Origin of the sequence: Odoribacter sp. Z80, assembly GCF_009935865.1 — a bacterium.
GTDB lineage: Bacteria > Bacteroidota > Bacteroidia > Bacteroidales > Marinifilaceae > Odoribacter.
On sequence record NZ_QWEL01000001.1, the window covers coordinates 42,657 to 57,433 of the forward strand.

Here is a 14,777-nt window from a genome sequence, read left to right on the forward strand (position 1 = left end):
GGGTTTTTAATTTTATAGAGACACAAATATGAAAGGGATTATATTAGCCGGTGGTTCAGGTTCTCGTTTATACCCCATTACGAAGGGGATTTCCAAGCAATTGTTACCAGTCTATGACAAGCCGATGGTTTATTATCCCCTGTCCGTATTGATGCTGGCTGGTATCCGGGATATATTGGTTATTTCAACTCCTCAGGATTTACCTTCTTTCCGGCGTCTTTTGGGGGATGGTCAGAGTTACGGTATTCGTCTTTCTTATGCTGAACAGCCAAGTCCGGGCGGTTTGGCCCAGGCTTTTCTTATCGGTAAGTCTTTTATTGGTGAAGATTCGGTTTGTCTTGTTTTAGGAGATAACATATTTTACGGTCAAGGTTTTACGAAGATGTTACAGGATGCCGTCAAAGCGTCAGAGCAGGAAGGAAAAGCCACGATCTTCGGTTATTATGTGAATGATCCGGAGCGATATGGTGTGGCGGAATTTGACGAAGAAGGAAAAGTAAAGAGCATAGAAGAGAAACCCTCGCATCCCGCTTCAAACTATGCCGTGGTGGGGTTGTATTTTTACCCGAATCGCGTTGTGGATATAGCGGCTTCTATCATACCTTCCCAGCGTGGGGAGCTGGAAATTACGGATGTGAACCGGGTATTTCTGGAGCAGGATATTTTGCAGATGAAATTGTTGGGACGTGGCTTTGCATGGCTGGACACGGGGACTCACGACTCTTTATCGGAGGCTTCTACGTTTATTGAAGTGATAGAAAAGAGGCAGGGGTTGAAGATTGCCTGCTTAGAAGAGATTGCTTTCCGGAAAGGATGGATTGGGAAAGAGCAGTTGGAGGTTTTGGCAGAGCCGATGAAGAAAAATCAGTATGGACAATATCTTTTGAATTTACTGGCATGAAAATAACGGGGACGGAAATAGCCGGGGTCTGGGTATTGGAACCTTGTGTTTTCAGAGACGAAAGAGGATATTTTTTTGAAAATTTTTCCCGGCGGATATTTGAAGAGACTATCGGAAAGGTTGATTTTGTACAGGAGAATGAGTCGTGTTCGTCTTACGGGGTCGTAAGGGGATTGCATTATCAACTGCCTCCCTATACCCAGGCAAAGTTGGTGAGGGTGGTAGAAGGACGTGTATGGGATGTGGCTGTCGATTTGCGTAAAGGTTCTGCAACTTTCGGGCGTTATCTGGCAGTGGAACTTTCCGGAGAAAATAAAAAGCAGTTTTTTATACCCCGCGGTTTTGCCCATGGGTTTGCTGTGTTGAGTGAGGTGGCTGTATTTCAATATAAGTGTGATAATTATTATGCTCCGGAGGCTGAGGGAGGAATCCGTTTTGATGATCCGCAACTGGGAATAGACTGGCGGGTGGAGCCGGAGAAAAGGATACTTTCAGAGAAGGATTTGAGGCTGGAGGGTTTTGATAGGGCGTTTGTCTTTGAGGAAAATGGATTATAATTTGTTTTGTCTTATCGGTAGTTTATGGCAAATATATTAGTAACCGGAGCAAACGGGCAACTGGGTTCTGAGTTGAGAAAGAAAGGTTTTTCTTTCCTGGATGAGGTATTCTATACAGATAGGGATGAGTTGGATATAACCGACTATGAGCGTGTTGAAAGGTTCGTAAAATCCAGGGAAATAGATACAATTATCAATTGCGCTGCTTATACGGCAGTCGAGAAGGCTGAAGATGAATCCGGACAAGCGGTCCTTCTGAATGTTCACGGTGTGGCAAACCTGGCTCAGGTAGCGAAGAAAGAGAATTGTTTGTTGATCCATCTTTCAACAGACTATGTGTTTGACGGGAAAGCGACGGAGCCTTATACAGAGAAGGCTGTTACCGGTCCGCTGAGTGTTTATGGGAAAACCAAACGGGCCGGGGAAGAAGCGATTCTGCAATCCGGTTGTTTTTATATGATTATCCGTACTTCCTGGTTGTATTCGGTGACGGGCAATAATTTTGTAAGGAATATTTTAAGTCTGGCAAAAGAACGCCCTGAAATTCAGGTGGTTCAAGACCAGATAGGTACCCCTACTTATGCCGGAGACCTGGCAGCTGCAATTGTTGCTATTATGGAGAATGACGAGCGCATAGAGCATGAAGGGATATATCATTACAGTAATGATGGTGAATGTTCCTGGTATGATTTTGCAACGGAGATTGTCCGGCAGAGTGGTCTGGATTGTAAGATTCAGCCCATCGCCACTGCAGCATATCCGGGTAAGGCCGTGCGGCCTGCTTATTCGGTATTGGATAAGAGTAAAATCAGGAAGGTATTCGGGGTAACGGTACCGGACTGGAAGGAAGCGTTGGGAAGAATGCTGAAGGAGATGCAGAGTTTTTGATGGAAATACGGAAAATGGATGATTTTCTTTTAGTTGGATATGAAGAATATTTTAATTACCGGAGGGGCCGGCTTTATCGGTTCTCATTTGGTCCGGTTCATGGTTTGTAAATACCCGGAATACCGGATTATTAATTTGGATAAATTGACTTATGCCGGGAATCTGGAGAATTTAAGGGATATTGAGGAAATGCCGAATTATGTGTTTGAAAAGGCAGATATTTGTGATTTTCCGGTTGTGCAGAGCCTGTTTTCAAAATATGAGGTAGAGGGAGTGATTCACCTGGCAGCAGAAAGCCATGTGGACCGTTCTATTAAGGAACCCTTTGCTTTTGCACAGACCAATGTCATGGGGACTTTGTCTTTGTTGCAGGCGGCCAGGTTGGCCTGGGAAGGAAAATGGGAAGGAAAGTTGTTTTATCATGTTTCTACCGATGAGGTGTATGGGGCTTTAGAACCGGGTGAGGGATTGTTTACGGAGATGACCAAATATAGTCCGCATTCACCTTATTCTGCTTCCAAGGCTGCTGCAGACCATTTTGTCAGGGCTTATCATGATACGTACGGATTACCGGTAAAAATTTCCAATTGTTCGAATAATTACGGAGCTTATCAATTTCCGGAAAAGTTAATCCCGTTGTTTATCAATAACATCCGTCATAATAAGCCGTTGCCGGTATATGGGAAGGGTGAGAATGTGCGGGACTGGCTTTTTGTGGAGGACCATGTGCGGGCTATTGATTTGATTTTTCATGCAGGAAAGAACGGTGAGACTTATAATATCGGAGGTTTTAATGAATGGAGGAATATTGATTTAATCCGGATCTTGGTAGAGGTTACCGACCGTTTGTTGGGGCGTCCGGAAGGAGCTTCCCTGGGTTTGATTACTTATGTACCGGACCGTGCCGGACATGATTTGCGTTATGCGATAGATTCCACCAAATTGAAGAATGAATTGGGGTGGGAGCCTTCTTTGCAATTTGAGGAGGGGATAGAAAAAACCGTGAGGTGGTATCTTGACAATCCGGAATGGTTGGATAAAGTGACCAGCGGAGAGTATCAGAAATATTATGAAATGATGTATAAATAAAAGGGCAGGATATGCCCGGCTGTTTTTATAAGATTTACGGTTGAAATGAATATTGCCGAAGCTCAGACTTTGTGTTTGCAGAGAAATATACCTTTCTACTCTTACCGTTTGCCCGGAATGAGGGAGGTACATTGGGGAGCCCAATTGCAGGGAGAAGTTGCAGAATTCAAGGAGATGAGGGGACAGGAGGAGGGATTTGTCATTGTTCCTTTCCGGGAGTCGCCCCGGGATCCTGCCTTGTTTATACGTCGGGATTTGGCTTTTGTCGATGAGTGCAGGATACCGCATGCAGCCGATTTGTTGAAGCAACACCGGAGGGGAGCAGTGTGGAATAAGGGGCCTTTGCCCGGAGTCAGTCAGGCGGAGTACTATCGTCAGGTGACCGCTGTGATTGATATTTTAAAACGAGGTGAGGTTTCTAAAATGGTATTATCGCGGAGTATACAGGTGGAGGCCGAAGCACTTCGTTTGGCACCTGTATGGTTTGAGAGATTGGCCGGCCGTTATCCGGAGGCTTTTGTGTTCTTGGTATCCGTTCCGGGAGTGATGGCATGGATGGGGGCTTCTCCGGAAATCTTTCTCCGGCAGGGTGCAAAAGGAATGGAAACGATGGCTTTGGCCGGTACCCGTGCCTGTGGTACAGGGGGCGCATGGGGTGAGAAAGAGACGGAAGAGCAGCAGATTGTCAGTCGTTATATCGGGGACCTGCTGGATGGGTTTGGAAAGTGGGACGTGAAGGGTCCTTTTACCAGGAAGGCCGGAAAGATAGAACATTTATGTACCGCTTTTTTTCATGCCGGGCACTTATCCCGGGAGGATGCCGACTGCATCAGGAAGCGACTGCATCCGACGCCGGCGGTAGGCGGTTTTCCTGTCCGTCAAGCTTTACAATACCTGGAACAGACAGAAAGGTATAACCGCAGGTATTATGCCGGATATCTCGGGCCGGTTGGAAATACTGACGAGTTTCATTGGTTTGTAAATCTCCGGTGTATGGAAATTTTTCCTCAGGCGGTATCTTTATATGTCGGGGGAGGTATAACCGTTTTATCGGAGCCTCGTAAGGAATGGGAGGAGACGGAATTGAAATCCCGGACCTTGCTGGACATCCTCGCTGATGTTTAAATGAACTTTTAATTTTGTTTTGTTTGTAAGATGGATTCAGGAAGGAATATGGCTGGCTATACTTCTGATAAAGAGGGAATTTATATATTGGTAGAGTTATTGGTGAAGAAAGGAGTAAAAAGAGTGGTGCTTTCTCCGGGGTCACGTAATGCTCCTTTGATTATGGCTTTTGCCAGGGATAAAAGGATAAGGCATTATGTTGTATTGGATGAGCGGAGTGCCGCGTTTATGGCTTTGGGAATGGCGCAGCAGTCGGGGGAGGCGGTGGCGATAGCTTGTACTTCCGGTACTGCCCCGTTGAATTATGGTCCTGCTATTGCCGAAGCTTATTACCAGCGTTTGCCTTTGATTGTGATTACGGCCGACCGGCCTCAGGAGTGGGTTGACCAGGATGATAGTCAGACTATACGTCAGAATGGGGTGTTTGCCAATATTGTAAAGGATTCCTGGCAGGTACCTGCGGAACTCCGGGGAGAGGAGGAGCGTTGGTATGCGAATCGTTTGATAAATGAGGCTATAAACTGTGCTTTGAAGGGCCGGCGGGGGCCGGTGCATATCAATGTCCCTTTACGTGAGCCTTTGTACGGGCAACGTATTTATCCGGAAGAAACGGTGCGGTCAGTAGAATTTTTGGAATCGGCTCCGACTCTGGCTTCTGAAACGTGGGATTCTATTACGGAGCGTTTTCAGGCCTGCCGGAAGGTTATGGTCCTTGCGGGTCTTCACTTGCCTGATTGCCGTTTGAAAGAGAGTTTGGATAAGTTGGCTGCTTTGGATCAGGTGGTGGTTTTATCTGAGAGTCCTGCCAATTTGGGAAGTGGCCGGCATATTGCGACTATTGACAGGGTGTTGGCAACGGTCCAGGAAGAAGAAAAGGCGGATTTGGCTCCGGATTTGTTGATTACTTTCGGTGGACCTTTGATTTCCAGATATGTGAAAGCTTTTTTGCGTCAATATAAGCCTGCAGAACATTGGAGTGTAGATTGCAGCGAGTGTCCGGCTGATACTTTTAAGGCATTGACTTCTCATATACATTTGGAAGCTGCTGATTTTTTTTCTGCTTTGGGTGAGCGGGTGAAAGGGAGGGAGAGTGATTATGCTCTTCGCTGGAAGCAGAAGAAGGAGGTGGCTGCTTTTCGTCATGAAGAGTTTGCCCGGTTGGCAGGATGGTGTGACTGGAAAGCTTTTTCCCTGATATGGCCTGCTATTCCTGCAGGTACGGCTTTGCAACTGGCTAACAGTACTCCCGTTCGCTATGCCCAGTTGTTTACCTGTTCCCGGGTGGTGCGGGTAGACAGTAACCGGGGAACCAGCGGAATTGACGGTTCTACTTCCACGGCGGTTGGTGCATCGGTAGTGAATGCGGGAATGACTTTGCTGGTGACGGGGGATATGAGTTTCCTTTATGATTCCAATGCCTTGTGGAATCCGTATATTCCTGCGCGTTTAAAGATTATTGTGATGAAGAACGGCGGGGGTGGAATTTTTCGCTTTATTCCCGGGCCTTCGGGATTGGAAGAGCTGGAAGAGTGTTTTGAGATGACGCAAAAGGTGGATGTGGAAGGTTTTGCCCGCTTGCATCATTTCCGTTATTTTTATGCATCGGATGGGGACACCTTAGGGAAGGTATTGCCTGAATTTTTTGCAGAGACGGAGTTGCCGGCAATTCTGGCTGTAGAAACTCCCGGGCGTGAGAATGCTGAGATGTTGAGAGCATATTTCGGGAAATTGCAGCATGGATAAATGTGATATGAAGATTGTGTATATTTACAAATGATAAACGATATGGGAAGAGAATGGAAAACAATTAAAGAATACGAAGATATCGAGTTCGGTTTTTTCGAAGGTATTGCAAAAATCACGATTAACCGGCCCCAGGTGTATAATGCTTTTCGTCCGCAAACGAATAAGGAAATGTTGGATGCGATGCATATTTGTCGTGAACGGAATGATATAGGCGTGGTGGTACTGACCGGAGCCGGGGATAAGGCTTTTTGTTCCGGTGGAGACCAGCATGTGAAAGGTGTTGGCGGCTATGTGGATGAAGATGGGGTTCCACGTCTGAATGTTCTGGATTTGCATAAAGCAATTCGCTCTTTGCCTAAACCTGTGATAGCGATGGTGAATGGTTATGCCATAGGTGGCGGGCATGTGTTACATGTTATTTGTGACCTGACTATTGCTTCTGAAAATGCCCGGTTCGGACAGACCGGCCCCAAAGTGGGCAGTTTTGACGGAGGTTTCGGTTCTTCCTACCTTGCCCGTTGTGTCGGACAGAAAAAGGCCCGGGAAATCTGGTTCCTTTGCCGGCAATATACCGCAAAAGAAGCGGAAGAAATGGGAATGGTAAATAAAGTGGTGCCATTGGAACAATTGGAGGATGAGACCGTGGATTGGTGTAAGACGATTATGAAACGCAGTCCGATGGCTATCCGGATGATTAAGCGGGCATTGAATGCTGAATTGGACGGACAGCACGGTTTGATGGAGTTTGCCGGGGATGCTACTTTGATGTATTACTTGATGGCTGAGGCTCAGGAGGGGAAAAATGCTTTTCTGGAGAAACGGGATCCGGATTTTGAGCAATTTCCGAAGTTTCCGTAATTGTTTCTGTTATGCTTAGAGCCTCCTGGCAAAAATATTGTTTACACTTTAAGGAACCTTCCGGAACTTCCCGTGGGATTTTAACCGATAAGGAAACTTACTTTATTCGGATATGGGAAGAGTGTCAGCCCCGGGTTTGCGGGTTGGGGGAGTGTGCCCTTTTCCGGGGATTAAGTGCTGATGACCGGCCCGGGTATGAAGAAAAGTTGCGGGAGGTGTGTTGGCATATCGGCGATGTGACTTCATCCGATTTAAGGGAATGGAGTTCAATCCGTTTTGGTGTGGAGATGGCTATGCGTGATTTGATAAACGGGGGACTTCATCTCTATTACCCATCTCCTTTTACGGAGGGGGAACAGGCGATTGAAATCAACGGTCTTATCTGGATGGGAGACCGGAGTACGATGTTGCGGCGTATACAGGAGAAGCTGACTACCGGTTTTCGTTGTATAAAATTGAAAATAGGGGCTATTGATTTTGATGCTGAATTGTCTCTGTTGAAGTATATCCGACAGAGTTTTAGCCGGGATGAGGTGGAGTTGAGGGTTGATGCCAACGGAGCGTTTGCGCCTTCGGAGGCGTTGGCAAAACTGGGGGCTTTAGCCCGTTTTGAATTGCATTCTGTGGAACAGCCGGTACGTCAGGGGCAATGGGAGATAATGGCCGGGCTGTGCCGGAAGACAGAGGTTCCGATTGCCTTGGACGAAGAGTTGATAGGAGTGGATTTTGCGGACCGGAAACGTTTGTTGCTGGAAACTGTCCGACCTCATTATATTGTCCTGAAACCAGCTTTATGCGGAGGGTTCTCGGGGGCTGAGGAATGGATTCGACTGGCCGGTGAATATCAGACGGGATGGTGGGTGACTTCGGCATTGGAATCGAATATAGGATTAAATGCATTGGCGCAATGGACAGCTACTTTGGGAACAGATATGCCGCAGGGATTGGGAACAGGGCAGTTGTTCACCAACAATTTGCCGTCTCCTTTGGTTCAGGTGGGCTGTCAGTTGAGAATGGAAAAAAATAGTTTCTGAGTTTGCTATGGTACTGCGTTTAAACGGAAAGGAAGTTGTGATTCCTGAACAGTTACATCAGGTGGAAGATGTTGCTTTACGGGATTTTCTGTACGAATGGACCAATGAACAGCCTGATGTAGCGGGTCATACTTCGGGCTCGACCGGTGTACCTAAGGAAATTTGTTTAAGAAAAGAGGATATGCAGGCTTCTGCCCAAATAACCAATGAGTTTTTCGGAATAGGGCAGGCTTCTGTACTTTTGTTGTGTTTATCTGTTTCTTATATTGCCGGAAAGATGATGGTGGTGCGGGCTTTGGAAGCGGGGGCGGAATTATGGTGTGTGCAGGTAAGCTCCCATCCGTTAAGGGAGTTGAGAAATTCCGGATTTTACTTGGCCGGGGGAGCGGAGAAAAAGATAGATCTGGCTGCCATGGTACCTTTACAGGCGGAGGAGACACTGAAGGTTGCTGAAGAAAAGAAAGAATTTATCCGTGTCAGGCAATTGCTGATTGGCGGAGCACCGGTTTCTTCCCATTTGGAGCAACAATTGCAGCTATTGCCTGTGCATTGTTATGCCACTTATGGTATGACCGAAACTGTTTCTCATGTTGCTTTGCGCCGGATGGACGGCCGGAGTGAGTACGATGCTCTTGGGGAAGTCAGTTTTTCATCGGATTGTCGCGGTTGCCTTGTCATTCATGCACCTCATTTGACGGGCCGGAAGTTTGTCACCAATGATATGGTGGAATTGAAAGATGAGCGGCATTTTCGGTGGTTGGGCCGTTATGACCATGTCATTAATTCCGGTGGTATTAAATTTTTTCCGGAGGTGATTGAAGGAAAAATCGCCTCTTGTTTTTCTTGTCGTTATTTCATTACTTCTTTACCGGATGAGCGTTTGGGAGAGCGCATCGTTCTTGTGATTGAGGGTAAGCCGCAGGAGGATGAATCATTGTTGATGAAAAAACTAAAATTATTTCTCGTGGCTTACGAGATGCCGAAGGAAATCCTGTATCTGCCGCATTTCCGGGAAACATTTTCCGGTAAGATTATTCGTAAAATTATCTGACGTTTATTTAGGTATTTATATACAGTTTATTCATTCATTTGTATTCAATATAAGGGTGTTTCCGAAACTTATCCTCTGCTTTGCCGTTATTAAGGTCATAAACCAAACAGAGGAATATGAGAACTTTTAAAAATCGGATGCAGACTTTTGCTATTAAGCAATTATTGAAGTACGTAGAGAGAGATCCGGAGGCCAATGCTTCAAAAGCCTTGAAGCTCATTCGGAAAATAGATATAGACGGAACTTACGGCGAATCCTGGAATGAATTGGAGAAGTGTCTGGAGGACCCGGAGAACAACTGGACCCGCTTGGTAAAAAAAGCTTATACCGAATGGGACCCGCACGTCAGGAAAAAAGTATTTGAAAATTTGATTTGTAATGCGGCCCTGATTGGTAACAGTGCTATAAAGGTGACTTCCAAGAAATACGGGGTGAATGTCCCCTGGACCATTCTGATGGACCCGACTTCGGCTTGTAACCTGAAATGTACGGGATGTTGGGCTGCTGAATACGGGCATCAGATGTCGATGGATTTTGATACCTTGGACCGAATCATCACGGAAGGCCGGGAACTGGGTATTTACATGTATATTTTCTCCGGCGGAGAACCTTTAGTCAGGAAAAAAGATATTATCCGTTTGTGTGAGAAACATCCGGAATGTTATTTCCTGGCTTTTACCAATGGCACATTGATAGATGAGGCTTTTGCGGATGAAATGCTTCGTGTGGGTAATTTTGCTCCTGCCATCAGTGTCGAGGGGTATGAAAAGGAGACTGATATGCGCCGGGGGAAGGGAACTTTTCAGGCTGTTATGAAAGCCATGGAAATATTGAAACGCAAGCACCTGCTTTTTGGAATGTCCACTTGTTATCATCGGCAGAATGTGGAGGTTGTGGGTTCTTCTTCCTATCTTGATTTTATGATAGATAAAGGGGCTGCTTTTGTCTGGTATTTCACCTATATGCCCGTAGGTACTGATGCGGTGCCTGATTTGATGGTGACTCCGGCACAAAGGAAATTTATGTATGAACAAGTCAGGATGTTCAGAAAGACCAAGCCGATTTTCGCTATGGATTTCTGGAATGACGGCGAATATGTCCGGGGGTGTATAGCCGGAGGCCGGTATTATTTTCATATCAATGCCAACGGAGATGTAGAGCCTTGTGCTTTTATTCATTATTCTACGGTGAACATAAAACAGGTTTCTTTGCTGGAGGCTTTGAGATCTCCTTTATTTAAAGCATATCAACAGGGGCAGCCTTTCAATGATAACCATCTGAGGCCTTGTCCTTTGTTGGATAATCCCCATCGCTTGAAAGAAGTTGTGCATGCTTCCCGTGCTTATTCAACGGATATGCTCAAGCCGGAAGATGTGAGTGTCCTGACCGGTAAATGTACTTCTACTGCGGAAAAATGGGCCGTGGTTGCCGATCATATTTGGTATTCCAGACCTGGGAATGGAGAGAAAACACCGGAGGTAACTGACCGTGACGGGCGTAATCCGGAGAAATTTGAAAAAGAACGGAAAGACAGAGAGGCCGGACGGGCTGACCAGAATAAAGAGCGGGAAGAAGAAAAGTTAAAGAAGGAAGAGAAAGCTTTGACTTTGTAATGAGAATTTTTGAAAGATACCGTGGATTCTGCCTCTTTCCGGAGGGCAAGCGCAGGGTTATTTTTTATGTGTTTTAATCAGTACTTTTCGTTCATTCGCCAAGGTGGTGGCAAACAGATAAAGATTGCCACCATCTTTTATTCCTGAACGTTTCCGGATGTCTGCGACGGAAAGGGGAAAATTGCGGGTGGTAAGATTGGCCTGGGGAATCAGCCGGTTTGCCTGTCTGAGCCATTTCCCTGAAAATTCCCAGATATCTTCAATTTCAAAACACCGTCCCGGAAAATCTTCGACAAGAGCGGCGGAGGTGTAAAGATGGCTGTGGCGGTGAAGTTTTTGAATCCCGTACCGCTCTGCAACTAATTTAAAAGCACCGCTTTTGAGTAAAGCTGCATGGGGTTCGTAAAGATAAATACCCGGTTTTCCGGTAGTTATGCAAGGTATTTCTTTTTCTTCTTTCAGGTGGAAGGTAAAAACCGGATTCTTTCGGTCAGGCCGTAAATCTGTTGCAAAAATTTTCACTTCTTCTGCCGGAAGAAAGGGGGGGGTATTTTCTAATATGAAAAGCAATTCCTTGCATTCGTTTTTAACCGAGAGAACATGTATTTCCCGGGTTTCCGGCAGGAGTCTGAGGGTTTCTTCCAAATCGGCCATCGGGGAGATTTTCAGGATTAACCGATTTGTATTCTCTAATAAAAGAGGTTTTAGTTGTAAGATATCCGGTTCGTAATCTGTCAGGGCAAAAGCCCTTTTATTGTCGTTTTGTCGCCGGGCCGGGTCGATATAGAATGTGTCGGCTTTCAGTGTACCGGCTATTTCCCGGATATCCGCATGGACGACCCGGATGTGAGAGGTCCCTAAAATGTCAAAATTATGTCTGGCGGCTTCGCAGTAGTTGGAAAAACGTTCGACATAGGTGGCTGAGGATGCTTTCCGGGCAAAATAGTGACAGTCGACCCCTAAACCTCCCGTGAGGTCGCAAAAACTCCGGCCTTTCAGCAATTGTTGTTTATAAAGTGCGGTTTGCTCTGAAGAACATTGTTCCGCAGACAATCGGGAAGGGTATACCAAATCTTCTTTTGCATACCAGGAAGGCAATTTGTCCTGAATTTGGTGGCGGGCTGTGATTTGTGTGACGGCCCAGGGCATATCTATTTCCGGGAAGCGGGAAGCTGACAGCAGCAAACGGTCGGGGTTGTCGTTAAAGTGTTCCCGGATAAATGATTTTAATGCTGTGGACAAAAACATAGGCTGTCAGATTTGACGGCAAAGATAATGGAAGTCCGGGAGTATGCCAAATGACCGTTATTTCATATCAGGTAATATACTCCTATGCCTGCCAGAAAACCGACCAGGGCTATCCAGGTGATGTGTTTCAGATACCAGAGAAAATTAATTTTTTCCAGTCCCATGACGACTACTCCTGCTGCGGAACCGATAATCAGGATGCTTCCGCCCGTTCCGGCGCAATAGGCAAGCAAATTCCAAAAATCCCCGTCCCGAACAAAACTCATCAGATAGTGTGCATTCGGGAGGTTGGAAGTCACGGCTTCCGTTGTAAGAGGATACATGCCCATCGCTGCGGCAACCAAAGGAACGTTGTCTATGATGGATGAAAGTAAACCGATAAATAAGTTGATGAGGTAGATATTGTGAAGGTGGGTGTTGAGCCAGGAGGCGAAATAATGAAGGATGCCCATTGCTTCCAGTGCGGCTACTGACATCAGAATGCCCAGAAAAAACAGGATCGTGGAGAAATCTACTTTGGATAAAATATCGCTTATCCGGTAGTGCGTACCCGGATTTTTTGCTTGTAACCGGTTATTCAGTTGGTCTGTATAAATCCAGAAAACGCCCAGCGTCAGCATTATACCGGCAAAGGGAGGAAGAGCTGTAACGGATTTAAAAACCGGTACAGCCAGTAAGCAGAGCAATCCGATGACCAGAATTTGATTCCTCAGTTTTTTGTCAGGAACCACAGAAGATTCGTTATTTCCGGAGGAGGGTAAGGAGGAGATGTTTCCTTGTAGGGACAACGAACTTAGGAATACAGGGATTGCCAGGGCGATAAGGCTGGGTAGGAAAATGCTTTTCATAATCCCTCCGGAGGAGATGTTTTCATTAATCCACAGCATGATGGTGGTGACATCTCCGATGGGAGTCCATGCACCTCCGGCATTGGCTGCAATGATAATGATACTTCCGAATATCCAGCGTTCCTGCTGATTGCTGAGGAGTTTTTGTATCAATAACATCATGACGATTGCTGAGGTCATGTTGTCCAGTACGGAGGACATGAAGAAAGTGAGCAGTCCGATCAGCCAGAGGAGTTTCTTTTTGCTTCGGGTGGTGATTCTGCCGGTGATAGCATCAAAACCGTGGTAACTGTCAATGACTTCGACAATGGTCATGGCACCGAGTAAATAAAACAGTATCTCTGAAATATTTCCCAACTGGTCTATGATTTCCAGGTTGGTAATATAATTCCGGATTTGGGTTTGCAGGGGAAGGGCTGCATAGTCCGGATGGGCAGCAATGAATGCCCGGAAAGCGGCTGGGTCGGCAGCAATGATTTGGGAGGGGTCCGAGAATATGTAAAGGGTCCATAAGAGGATTCCCAGCGTTAAGGCTATGGCTGTTTTGTTGATGTGGATTTTGTTTTCCAGGGCGATAAAGAGATAGCCGAGGACAAACACAATGAGCATGGCTGTAATCATATCTTTGAGTGTAAATACTGAACTTGTTGTTGTACGGGGAAATGAAAAAGGATGTTTGTCTTCATTTTGGAAAAAGGGATTTTTTTTCCGGCAGAATGTTTTATATTTGTCCTGGTAAAACCGGAGCAATGAAACGTATTGTTTTAGTCATATTCTTGTTGGGAATTATCGTATGGGGATGGAGTACGGTACGGGAGGACTTGACTCCGGCGGAGGGGACAGAAAATACCCAACCAGTGCCGGCTTCGGAGGCCAGGCAAGATGTAGACCGGCTCATCGGTGTATTGAGAGAGGCCAATCGTTTTGCCGAAGTTTGTGCTATACCTTCAAATTCTGTACCTTCAAATTTAGTCAGGCGTTATCGTCCGGCGGGTTTTCTTTTCGATCATCTGTCTGTTTGTGTGAAAACGGGATTGTACCGGAATTTTAATCTTACCTTAAAAACTTTTCTTGAGCTTTCGCAGGCGTATGCAGCCCATTTGAAGACGATGGGATACTATGTTTATGTTTTGCGAAGGATTATTATTTAATTGTTTTATTTCTCTTCTGGAGATTTGTTCCGGTTGACGATGAAGCGTCCGGAGCAGAAATTTTATGTGTCCGGATCTGACCCGGATTTATTCTTTGTTTTGTTCAACAATTAAATCAATCGTTTTATGGAAAAGTTTAAAAAACTTCAGGAAGATATTCAAGATGCAAGTAATCAGGAGGTTGTAAGAAAAACAGCCGTTTCAGGTGTAGCGGTGGGAATATTGTCAGCAGCTATCGTTTGTGCTATTATCGGAAAAATGTTTGATGACCCTAATTCGGCAGTTCCCACCTTTTTGTTTACTCTGGCTGTTTTCTTGTTTCTCGGCGGGATTATTAAATTGTTTGTCAGCCGTAGTTATTATTTACACCGTCCTTCCCGTAGCCGTTTGCAGGCTTTGACTATTTATTTTGATATTCACGACGGCAATGACTTGCAAACTTGCATGGAGATGAAGAGATTTGATGAATTGTCCCGTTTTAAACGTGAAAAGGACACCGGTGTAAAATTGGAGGCTATGATTGCTTCGAAGGGAGATTTTGCTGCCGTGCAAATTTCAGAGTATATACCGTATACTTATGAAGCTGTTACGCCTGTTATGTGTTTTTACGGAGAAGACGCACGGGCTTTGCGGGCTTCTGTCGGAGCAGTAAAGTGATGTTTTGAGCA

General features: G+C 45.7%; 14 protein-coding genes. 12 read left to right on the forward strand and 2 right to left on the reverse strand.

What is annotated here, in order from left to right:
* Window positions 1-28: 28 nt before the first annotated feature.
* The 10 genes from rfbA to D1136_RS00195 all read left to right on the forward strand — a co-directional run bounded on the left by rfbA (window position 29) and on the right by D1136_RS00195 (window position 10,862).
* Window positions 29-901, forward strand: coding sequence for a glucose-1-phosphate thymidylyltransferase RfbA (gene rfbA, locus D1136_RS00150; protein WP_161875598.1), 873 nt, complete (start codon window positions 29-31; stop codon window positions 899-901).
* A complete protein-coding gene (gene rfbC, locus D1136_RS00155) occupies window positions 898-1,458 on the forward strand; it encodes a dTDP-4-dehydrorhamnose 3,5-epimerase (RefSeq protein ID WP_161875599.1) in 561 nt (186 codons plus the stop codon). Before rfbA ends, rfbC begins: the two co-directional genes overlap by 4 nt.
* Before the next feature lie 24 nt (window positions 1,459-1,482).
* Window positions 1,483-2,346 (forward strand): dTDP-4-dehydrorhamnose reductase, encoded by an 864-nt coding sequence (rfbD, locus tag D1136_RS00160; protein WP_161875600.1) that lies wholly within the window; start codon window positions 1,483-1,485, stop codon window positions 2,344-2,346.
* A gap of 39 nt (window positions 2,347-2,385) precedes the next feature.
* A complete protein-coding gene (gene rfbB / locus D1136_RS00165) occupies window positions 2,386-3,435 on the forward strand; it encodes a dTDP-glucose 4,6-dehydratase (protein ID WP_161875601.1) in 1,050 nt (349 codons plus the stop codon).
* Window positions 3,436-3,480: 45 nt separating this feature from the next.
* Window positions 3,481-4,560 carry a chorismate-binding protein gene (locus D1136_RS00170; protein WP_161875602.1) on the forward strand — a complete coding sequence of 360 codons (1,080 nt, stop codon included), beginning with the start codon at window positions 3,481-3,483 and terminating at the stop codon, window positions 4,558-4,560.
* A gap of 30 nt (window positions 4,561-4,590) precedes the next feature.
* Window positions 4,591-6,303 (forward strand): 2-succinyl-5-enolpyruvyl-6-hydroxy-3-cyclohexene-1-carboxylic-acid synthase, encoded by a 1,713-nt coding sequence (gene menD / locus D1136_RS00175; RefSeq protein ID WP_237566940.1) that lies wholly within the window; start codon window positions 4,591-4,593, stop codon window positions 6,301-6,303.
* A gap of 42 nt (window positions 6,304-6,345) precedes the next feature.
* Window positions 6,346-7,164 (forward strand): 1,4-dihydroxy-2-naphthoyl-CoA synthase, encoded by an 819-nt coding sequence (menB, locus tag D1136_RS00180; RefSeq protein WP_161875603.1) that lies wholly within the window; start codon window positions 6,346-6,348, stop codon window positions 7,162-7,164.
* A gap of 11 nt (window positions 7,165-7,175) precedes the next feature.
* Window positions 7,176-8,198, forward strand: a complete 1,023-nt coding sequence (locus D1136_RS00185; protein ID WP_161875604.1) for an o-succinylbenzoate synthase — start codon at window positions 7,176-7,178, stop codon at window positions 8,196-8,198.
* A 7-nt stretch (window positions 8,199-8,205) separates the two neighbouring features.
* Window positions 8,206-9,249 (forward strand): AMP-binding protein, encoded by a 1,044-nt coding sequence (locus tag D1136_RS00190; RefSeq protein WP_161875605.1) that lies wholly within the window; start codon window positions 8,206-8,208, stop codon window positions 9,247-9,249.
* 116 nt (window positions 9,250-9,365) lie between these two features.
* Window positions 9,366-10,862, forward strand: a complete 1,497-nt coding sequence (locus D1136_RS00195) for a radical SAM protein (RefSeq protein WP_161875606.1) — start codon at window positions 9,366-9,368, stop codon at window positions 10,860-10,862.
* Between the two features lie 57 nt (window positions 10,863-10,919).
* Here the strand turns inward: D1136_RS00195 and D1136_RS00200 are convergent, their stop codons facing one another.
* Together D1136_RS00200 and nhaD are read right to left on the reverse strand one after the other, a co-directional pair.
* Window positions 10,920-12,110 carry an SAM-dependent methyltransferase gene (locus D1136_RS00200; protein ID WP_161875607.1) on the reverse strand — a complete coding sequence of 397 codons (1,191 nt, stop codon included), beginning with the start codon at window positions 12,108-12,110 and terminating at the stop codon, window positions 10,920-10,922.
* A 62-nt stretch (window positions 12,111-12,172) separates the two neighbouring features.
* A complete protein-coding gene (gene nhaD / locus D1136_RS00205; RefSeq protein WP_161875608.1) occupies window positions 12,173-13,579 on the reverse strand; it encodes a sodium:proton antiporter NhaD in 1,407 nt (468 codons plus the stop codon).
* Between the two features lie 128 nt (window positions 13,580-13,707).
* On the opposite strand from nhaD, the gene D1136_RS00210 reads away from it, so the two are divergent.
* Both D1136_RS00210 and D1136_RS00215 read left to right on the forward strand, forming a co-directional pair.
* Window positions 13,708-14,109 carry a hypothetical protein gene (locus tag D1136_RS00210; RefSeq protein WP_161875609.1) on the forward strand — a complete coding sequence of 134 codons (402 nt, stop codon included), beginning with the start codon at window positions 13,708-13,710 and terminating at the stop codon, window positions 14,107-14,109.
* Window positions 14,110-14,235: 126 nt separating this feature from the next.
* Window positions 14,236-14,766 (forward strand): hypothetical protein, encoded by a 531-nt coding sequence (locus tag D1136_RS00215; protein ID WP_161875610.1) that lies wholly within the window; start codon window positions 14,236-14,238, stop codon window positions 14,764-14,766.
* Window positions 14,767-14,777 lie beyond the last annotated feature (11 nt).

Excerpts from the sequence above, each read along its gene's own strand:
- rfbA (WP_161875598.1), top strand. The coding sequence starts at position 29 with ATGAAAGGGATTATATTAGCCGGTGGTTCAGGTTCTCGTTTATACCCC.
- rfbC (WP_161875599.1), top strand. The coding sequence starts at position 898 with ATGAAAATAACGGGGACGGAAATAGCCGGGGTCTGGGTATTGGAACCT.
- rfbD (WP_161875600.1), top strand. The coding sequence starts at position 1,483 with ATGGCAAATATATTAGTAACCGGAGCAAACGGGCAACTGGGTTCTGAG.
- rfbB (WP_161875601.1), top strand. The coding sequence starts at position 2,386 with ATGAAGAATATTTTAATTACCGGAGGGGCCGGCTTTATCGGTTCTCAT.
- D1136_RS00170 (WP_161875602.1), top strand. The coding sequence starts at position 3,481 with ATGAATATTGCCGAAGCTCAGACTTTGTGTTTGCAGAGAAATATACCT.
- menD (WP_237566940.1), top strand. The coding sequence starts at position 4,591 with ATGGATTCAGGAAGGAATATGGCTGGCTATACTTCTGATAAAGAGGGA.
- menB (WP_161875603.1), top strand. The coding sequence starts at position 6,346 with ATGGGAAGAGAATGGAAAACAATTAAAGAATACGAAGATATCGAGTTC.
- D1136_RS00185 (WP_161875604.1), top strand. The coding sequence starts at position 7,176 with ATGCTTAGAGCCTCCTGGCAAAAATATTGTTTACACTTTAAGGAACCT.
- D1136_RS00190 (WP_161875605.1), top strand. The coding sequence starts at position 8,206 with ATGGTACTGCGTTTAAACGGAAAGGAAGTTGTGATTCCTGAACAGTTA.
- D1136_RS00195 (WP_161875606.1), top strand. The coding sequence starts at position 9,366 with ATGAGAACTTTTAAAAATCGGATGCAGACTTTTGCTATTAAGCAATTA.
- D1136_RS00200 (WP_161875607.1), bottom strand. The coding sequence starts at position 12,110 with ATGTTTTTGTCCACAGCATTAAAATCATTTATCCGGGAACACTTTAAC.
- nhaD (WP_161875608.1), bottom strand. The coding sequence starts at position 13,579 with ATGATTACAGCCATGCTCATTGTGTTTGTCCTCGGCTATCTCTTTATC.
- D1136_RS00210 (WP_161875609.1), top strand. The coding sequence starts at position 13,708 with ATGAAACGTATTGTTTTAGTCATATTCTTGTTGGGAATTATCGTATGG.
- D1136_RS00215 (WP_161875610.1), top strand. The coding sequence starts at position 14,236 with ATGGAAAAGTTTAAAAAACTTCAGGAAGATATTCAAGATGCAAGTAAT.